Genomic DNA, 7,131 nt, shown 5'->3' on the forward strand with positions numbered 1-7,131 from the left:
CGGACTTTTTGCGAGATTGTAAAAATTATAATACGCAAAAGGAACTCTCTCCACTGCTGGGAAGGGTGAAAGGATAATGCCCAGTTGCAGGGCCTTATCGTAGTTGTCAGGCAACACAACAGGAAGTGGAGACTGGGATCTACCACAATATGCAACTTGCGATGCCTTCTCAAATCTTAAACAGAATACTTTCTGTTGTTATTTAAGTTTTTTTGACAATCAACAAGCAATGAATTTTTATTGCATCCAGAAGTCTACCTTAAAAACTACGGCCACCTCATGTCTAATAAAGTAATTACTCAAATAGGATTAACACGCAGGTATTCACCCTATTTAATGATGATGCTTACCTTAATAAAAGATGGCAATAATATATTCAGCACAAAACATGGGGAGCAATTTCTTCGTAATATTATTCGTAAGCCATTAAAAGAAAGATTAAACATTCTGGCCTATGGAAATCAGGATAAACTATCATTCTTGCTGGATAATGAATTTATTGATTCAGCATCAGTTGATGGTAACATGTTCTTGTTCCAAGATAAAATCTTGAGAGCAAAAGCTTCTATTTATGAAGCGATCAGAGATCTGGGAAAAGACAACCTATCGCAAATATTAGATGAACTGATCTTGTCATTTGAGATCTTAGGCTTTCAGCCCTTACATGCACAACAACGTAGCGTGGGCAATTTAATTACAATCTAAATCCATGCATTGAAAGCTCCGATGAATTCACCATATGCTGCCCCCCAGGAAATAACATCAATGTCCTGATCATGGACACAGAAATCTACTCCAACACTTACGACCAGCAGATATCGAAATCTCTGCTATCCTTAAACTAGGATGAGACACACCCTTCTTTTCACATGAGTAACCCCAAAGAGAATTACTTTTCAAAGCGGAAGATATTTCCCAGATAACTTTCACATAGAACAACATCTCACTTTTCCCAGGAAATAAGTATCCTGCCCGCTTCCTCCCACCTCCAGCATGAACTCCCATCTACCTAAAAACATTATTTTTTTCATCAAGAAGCCACAGAACCAATCCAAAACAATCCCTGGCGCACACTTTGCACCCCAGCATGACGTATACAATACGTAATAACTGTACTCAGTTGACAGGAGATTTGATTATGGCGGTTATGAAATCCACGGCCACTTCACGGTCGAGCAAGGTAATCCCAGGGTACACACCGATAAAACGGCCATCCCAACGCAATGCCCTCACCACGACTATCAGACGCCCAACGATAATCAAGCGCTCAACTCCGCTCCAATCAACAGTTGCCACCGCAGTGAAACCTCCTTCCGTGACAGCGGAGGCCAAATTCGCTTCGGCTAATACTACCTTTAAAGATGCTATAGCTACATTCGACAGCATCTTGTCCTCAATCTCCGGTTCATTCCCGCCGGAATACCAAAAGTCCTTACAAGAGGCGATGAATACGATTCATGCTGCCACCAGCGCAATTACCGCAATGGTAGAAGTCGCCCAGTTACTTCCATCACAGCAACTTTTTTCTCCTCCGAATGGAATCATAAGCGCCTCTGTCCCATCTCCGGCACCAGAAAACACCCCTGGAACCTTAGACCAAGACAGTACGGCGGCAACTGCCTCTATCCCAGAGAACATAGTAGAAAATCAGTCAGAATCTATCACGACCCCACAAATGATGGCAAACAGCAGTGACACAGATATTGGTGTCGATGAAATCACCCAGCCAAACGAAGCGCCGCCTGCCGCAAGACCTGAAGAAGACACCTTGACTCACGACACCATCACGATGAAGACGGAGGAGACAAATGATAAAGAACAAAATATTGCCACGACTTTCACAGATGAATCTCCAAAGAATGCTCCTCTTACATCCAATCTTCCACCATCCTACAATTATTCAAATTACCTAGCCTTTCAGGAGCTGTCTCTGACGGAAATGACTTCCGATGAAACGAAACCGCCGTTAAACGTTATCGTGTAATGAGCCCCAAGGTGTCATTCCAAGAAATAGATCAACTCCAAATCCCAAATCTATACTACCATTGACGATTGACATCCAAGCCGATGGCTTGACGATGGTGCTCCCAGTCATCGTCAAGCAGAAGGAAGTAGCCGAAAAGCTGATAACGGTACTCGACCGGATCAACAGATGAATGGAAGGGTGTGAACAGGGAGGTGGAATAGATAAGCTGGCCGAGGAAGAGTCCCTCCGCAATTTCCACCAGTTCATCGAGACAGGTGCCGATGGGTGCCGGACCACCAATGAGCGGGAAGCGGTAGTGGAACTGAAAAACGTTCTTGGTTCGCGCTCCGCTGCTGTTCATGGGGAGGACCGAGTTCCTGTCCGAAGCGCCGAGGAACATATACCCCTGGCGGACAAAGGGCGAAGGACAGGCCGTGGCCAGCTTACGGACGGATGGCAGCAACGGACCATAATTCATATCCAGCGCCTCGAATAGTGGATCTGCCGGCAGAATGCGATCATCCTGCAAATTCATGCCCTGGAGCCAGCGGCAATCTGCCTCATCGCGCCAGAACCCCTTGTCGCTCTCGGCCATACCATTGTCCCAGGTGCCTCCGGCGAGATGTGCGGCATAGATACCCTGCGCGGGCCAATACCCATCCCGGCTCCGTCGCACTAAATCGTAATGGGGCCAGCTCGCCGGATGGGCAGCCAACTCCGCCACCCGTGCTGGATAGCGCTTTGCCAGATCGGGACTTTCGTCAACTAACATGCTGAGCTTTCTGGGACTGATCCGCTGAAAAGATTTACCTGCCCATGGGAAAATAAACCTGCCGATATTAGCCCACACAACGTTCAACAAGTTCGGCGCCCCACCTTTCTTCTGGAGCAGACAGGCAAGGGCACCGGGAAAAACGCTCTCCTCACTGAGTCTGCGCCGCCAGTTGTCGCGGAAGGTGTCGCCAAAACCTAAGTGCAGGTTCAAGGTGGCGCCATGATAATGGTCATATCCCTGGCAGGGTTCTTCCTTGCCATACCACAGTACCGGCTCGGGAGCGTCAAAACGCTGATTGTAGCCTCGACTCTGCCCGTGAAAAAGACCATCCTTAATGCTTGGCGCGATGCCGCACCGAAATAGGCGGTTCAATTTTTCGAAGTGGCGCAGATGGTCATCCAGGCAACTCTGACTGGATATCTCCTGCTGAATCCGGTGCAGCATCTGCAAAACCGACTCACCAACCCGAAGAAGTTCGTGCACATCGCCATCATCATCTTTGGGGGAGGTCTCCACGCAGAGAGTGGTAAATTTGCGCTTAAGCCTAAGGCTCTTTTCCCACCCTCCCCGCCACTCTTTTACCTCCCCACCCAACGAAGCGGCACGGCCCGAGGCCTTTTCCGCCTGACAGTTATGATAGCCGAGTTCGTTAAAGCCCCTCTCGCCCATCCGTGGCCGGAGATGCGGAAAGGCCTCGTCGGCATACGCCTTTTTGGCAAGGGATGTCTCGATCATAAGGAAAAAACCGTTGTTCTGGTATCCGTATTCGTCATCGCCCTTGCCTCTCAGAAGGTCCTTAAGGTGACCAAGGAGCGCCTGTCGTCCTGGTTGATAAGGTTCGCCTCCTAATGGGATTTTTGCTGAGTGCTCTCCTAAGAGCGAGATAGGGCATGTCCCCAGGCTATAATGACGGGTCGCCATGACCAACTGCCCAAGCCAGACGCCGTCCGCGATCTGAACAAGTTCATCCATGAGTCTCGTCATCGGATAGACCGGATCCAAGCTTGGCCAGCGGTAGTTTAATTGATAGACCTCTTTCCCTTTCATTTCCGGCACCACCGAGTTTCCCGGCTGGGCGAGAAAGATGCCACCAGTCTTGGTGTAAGGAATGACCTGCTCTTTCTTCAGGTTATGGGCGAGAATGGCGCCGGCAAAGCCCTCGGCGTTTTGATCCAAGGGACGGTCCTTAAGCCGCCAAAGACGGGTGAGCACCGGAAGGGAAATACCCTGGAGCAGATTTGGGTCCGCCGGTTCCCTAAAAAAGTTTCTGCCGATACGGGAGGTGGCCGGATCATACCCTGCCATAACCTCGGCATTGTGGTCACAGTCGGCGCCAAATACCTCCCGAGAAACAGGTTCGAAGGTTTTGCCCATCCAAAGACCGGTAGTCGCAAAGGTGACATTCCAACAGGTAGCCATCCACTCGATATTGGCCGCCACAGATCGATCTCGGCCAAACAACTTAGCCGTCTCCCGGAAGTAGTCACTGTCCCGGATAGCCACCGGCACCCCGATCATCGGCCCATCAAGGGGGACAATTTTCCCGCAGAGAAAAATGGTCCGCAACTTGGCAAAGACCGCCTCCCATTCGGCGCGCCGATCATTATCTGCCAAAATACGTTGAAATCGACCCAGCATGGCCAGCACCCCGCCTGCCCATTCCTTGCCGATAATCTCCATCAGATCACGCTCAAGCACGAGCCGTTCATTCGCTGTAGCAGCTGGAAAATGCCCCGGATCGAGATAATTGCTCATCCCTTGCTCCTTGATGTGTTATTTTACCACATTCCCTATTTCGTGATTTTCACCTTACAAACCCATTGCCTTCGACTCTTACCCCATGGCAACCAGGATCACAGATGATAGGCCCCGGAACGGCAACAACGGATTAAGCCGCACAAATACCGTACCGTGGCAGAATGTCGTGAGACACAGTCAAACGGTGTTGCTGCAGGGCGTCGTGAAAGAACTTCCAGTCACAGCGGAGGAAATCCGGCGAGTAACTGTACACCGGCATGTCTTGGCTGGTGCCGAGGGCTGCGGCCTTCCAGGAGCTTCGCCCATCCGCAGCGTAGGAAATCGAGGCACTGCCAAAGCTGAAGGCCCCATCGGCAATGGCCTTAACCCACTTTTTGTGCCGTACGTAACCATCCTTGTCAACGAAGCTGAGAAAAAGTTCGCGCGCGACTGACTTATCTGAAGGCGACAGCCCGGTCTCTTGCACCGCAGGGTCCCGGTGGCGACGATAGCGCTGCATGGCGCGACACATCCTGTCAGCGGCCGAGCCGAACAGCTCGGTGTTATTCCGCTCGATCAATTCATTTCTCCCATTGGTATACTTCCACGACAAAAAAGGCATGTCCGGAAAAATCAGAGCCCTACCATGACCAAGCGGGGGAACAGCATCATCCAGAAATCCACTGACAAACTTCTTCAATCCACCCTTGAAGACCCCACTGTCACTTGTTTCCATAAGCTTATCCACCTCGTTCACCTCATGCAGCACCCCGGCGAACCCCTGGTGTGACCAGGTATCAGCATATACGTGCATGGTGATGCCCAAACGGTGGAGGGCAAAGGGTTTTCCCTGATCGCTGATGGCGGCCTCCAGCATATCTTCGGCCACCGGACTGTTGGGATGACAGACAATCTTTTTAATGAAGGAACCGGTGGGATCTTGACCGGCAGGCAGACCACCGTTGCCTGGTAAAAAGTGGAATGGCAGCCACACCAGGTGATTCTCCTCATTTTTGAGATTTCGCAGATCCAGGGTGCCATGAGCCGAACTACAGCGCAGGTACATGGCCTTGTTGTCGAACCAAACTGGACCGCTGGATGTTGAGTCGTCCACATACTGCGCCGCATAGGCGATAATATCCGCCTCTTGAGAACTAAAACCTGCGCAACGGGCTGTAACATAGGTTACCGCATGATGAAAATCGATCTGCATGGCTCTTCTCCTTTTCGTCTTTTATCCACTCTCCTGCTGCTCCCTTCCTGCTGAAAAAAATATTCAGCACGACACACCTCTTCCCCTGCCAGCGACTGCGCAAAAAACTCCCTCAACTCATCCTCCCTCTTTACGTCCATCAAAGATTCCGGCAGATCCACTGGGACCGACATCCCGATGACAAGCCGTTTCCCGAGACCACCCGGATTATAGGTCTTAAGATCGCAACGTCCATACCCATGATCATTGACAAAGCTCGCCAGCGCCTGCAAATTATCGCGGGTAGCGGTTCTCCCCGGCACCAAGGGTATGCGGGGAATGATTTTCTCTCTCGCTTCGAGGGTCAAGCGCGTAAACGAATCAAAAATCATGCTGTTATCCCTGCCAGTCAACCGGGCATGATCTTCAGGATTATATAGCTTCAGATCAAAAAAAACCAAATCCACCAGGGGCAAAATCCTTTCGACAAAGGCTTCCACGGGAAAATATCCGCAGGTCTGAATCGCGGCATGGATGCCCTCGCTGCGGAGTGTCGCGAGGACGGTCTCCAGATAGTCCAGGTGCAGGGTGGGCTCACCGCCGGAGAAGGTGACTCCTCCTCCTGACACTTGGTAATAGATTCTATCTCTGAGGAGCAGGGATACCAAATCCTGCACCGGATAATAAATCCCCACCAGACGCAACGCCGTTGACGGACACACCTCAGCACACCTGCCGCATCCCGTGCACCGCGCACGAATCAACCGCTCTGCCCTTTCCGGCTCAATGGCCCCTTCCGGGCAGGCCTTCTCGCAAGCGCCACAACCGAGACAGAGCTTCGGAAAAAAAGCCACTTCAGCCCCGGTCTTCATAGCCTCTGGATTGTGGCACCAATCACAGGACAGGGGACAGCCCTTGAAAAATACCGTACTCCTGAGGCCCGGCCCATCGTCCATCGCCAGTCGGTGGATATTGAAGATGAGCGGTTGCCCCTCTGTCATTCCTGTCCCGTTGCCATACGCTGGAGTCGTCGTGCCATATAAGCGAACTTATAAAGATAGTTGAGATTGCCGTTCAGTGAGATCTCCTGACGGAGCATGGAGCCCAGGATGTCCGGCTTGGGGGTGAGCAGAAAGTCCATAAGTGCGCGGCCATCATTAAATAGAATGGTGATGTTCGGGTTTGCTACCGCACCACTGGACACGGTGAGACGACTGTTCTCAAAAATCGCCCCGGCAGTCACGCCGCCGTCCTTGCTCTTAAACAGGTAACGACCCTTGAATCCTTTGATGTTCCTGCGAAAATCATGGTCAAAGGTCAGCACGAGGGCCATGAGTCTAAGCAGAGTCTCAAGGAACGTATCCGCAACTCCACTCTCGATGCAGATCTGAAACCTCCCCATCAGAGCATCCAGCACAGGGTTCCCAGTCTGCTTCTTGACAGGGAGAGACAGGCCTCGGC

The 7,131-nt window shown here is 51.2% G+C and carries 7 protein-coding genes; 2 read left to right on the top strand and 5 right to left on the bottom strand.

Translation table 11 applies throughout. From position 1 onward, the window contains the following. Positions 1–279: 279 nt before the first annotated feature. Positions 280–705, top strand: coding sequence for a hypothetical protein (locus FP815_05760; protein MBA3014443.1), 426 nt, complete (start codon positions 280–282; stop codon positions 703–705). Positions 706–1,116: 411 nt separating this feature from the next. On the opposite strand, the gene FP815_05765 is transcribed toward FP815_05760, so the two are convergent. Beyond that, positions 1,117–1,386, bottom strand: coding sequence for a hypothetical protein (locus tag FP815_05765; GenBank protein MBA3014444.1), 270 nt, complete (start codon positions 1,384–1,386; stop codon positions 1,117–1,119). Between the two features lie 58 nt (positions 1,387–1,444). Between FP815_05765 and FP815_05770 the strand changes: the two genes are divergently transcribed. Next, entirely contained in the window at positions 1,445–1,984 is a 540-nt protein-coding gene (locus FP815_05770; protein MBA3014445.1) for a hypothetical protein, read from the top strand. 55 nt (positions 1,985–2,039) lie between these two features. On the opposite strand, the gene FP815_05775 is transcribed toward FP815_05770, so the two are convergent. From FP815_05775 to FP815_05790, 4 genes are all read right to left on the bottom strand, one after another. Next, positions 2,040–4,496, bottom strand: coding sequence for a hypothetical protein (locus FP815_05775; protein MBA3014446.1), 2,457 nt, complete (start codon positions 4,494–4,496; stop codon positions 2,040–2,042). A gap of 133 nt (positions 4,497–4,629) precedes the next feature. Next, positions 4,630–5,691 carry a hypothetical protein gene (locus tag FP815_05780; protein ID MBA3014447.1) on the bottom strand — a complete coding sequence of 354 codons (1,062 nt, stop codon included), beginning with the start codon at positions 5,689–5,691 and terminating at the stop codon, positions 4,630–4,632. Beyond that, the gene (locus FP815_05785) at positions 5,664–6,671 is read right to left on the bottom strand and encodes a glycyl-radical enzyme activating protein (GenBank protein ID MBA3014448.1); all 1,008 of its coding nucleotides are present in this window, start codon (positions 6,669–6,671) and stop codon (positions 5,664–5,666) included. The genes FP815_05780 and FP815_05785 overlap by 28 nt, the downstream gene beginning before the upstream one ends. Then, positions 6,668–7,072, bottom strand: a complete 405-nt coding sequence (locus FP815_05790; protein ID MBA3014449.1) for a hypothetical protein — start codon at positions 7,070–7,072, stop codon at positions 6,668–6,670. Before FP815_05790 ends, FP815_05785 begins: the two co-directional genes overlap by 4 nt. Positions 7,073–7,131 lie beyond the last annotated feature (59 nt).

Source organism: Desulfobulbaceae bacterium (assembly GCA_013792005.1).
In the GTDB taxonomy this organism is placed as follows: Bacteria; Desulfobacterota; Desulfobulbia; order Desulfobulbales; family VMSU01; genus VMSU01.

Bases quoted from the DNA above. Each gene is read 5' to 3' on its own strand.
- FP815_05760 (MBA3014443.1), top strand. From the start codon at position 280: ATGTCTAATAAAGTAATTACTCAAATAGGATTAACACGCAGGTATTCA.
- FP815_05765 (MBA3014444.1), bottom strand. From the start codon at position 1,386: ATGCTGTCGAATGTAGCTATAGCATCTTTAAAGGTAGTATTAGCCGAA.
- FP815_05770 (MBA3014445.1), top strand. From the start codon at position 1,445: ATGAATACGATTCATGCTGCCACCAGCGCAATTACCGCAATGGTAGAA.
- FP815_05775 (MBA3014446.1), bottom strand. From the start codon at position 4,496: ATGAGCAATTATCTCGATCCGGGGCATTTTCCAGCTGCTACAGCGAAT.
- FP815_05780 (MBA3014447.1), bottom strand. From the start codon at position 5,691: ATGCAGATCGATTTTCATCATGCGGTAACCTATGTTACAGCCCGTTGC.
- FP815_05785 (MBA3014448.1), bottom strand. From the start codon at position 6,671: ATGACAGAGGGGCAACCGCTCATCTTCAATATCCACCGACTGGCGATG.
- FP815_05790 (MBA3014449.1), bottom strand. From the start codon at position 7,072: ATGGGGAGGTTTCAGATCTGCATCGAGAGTGGAGTTGCGGATACGTTC.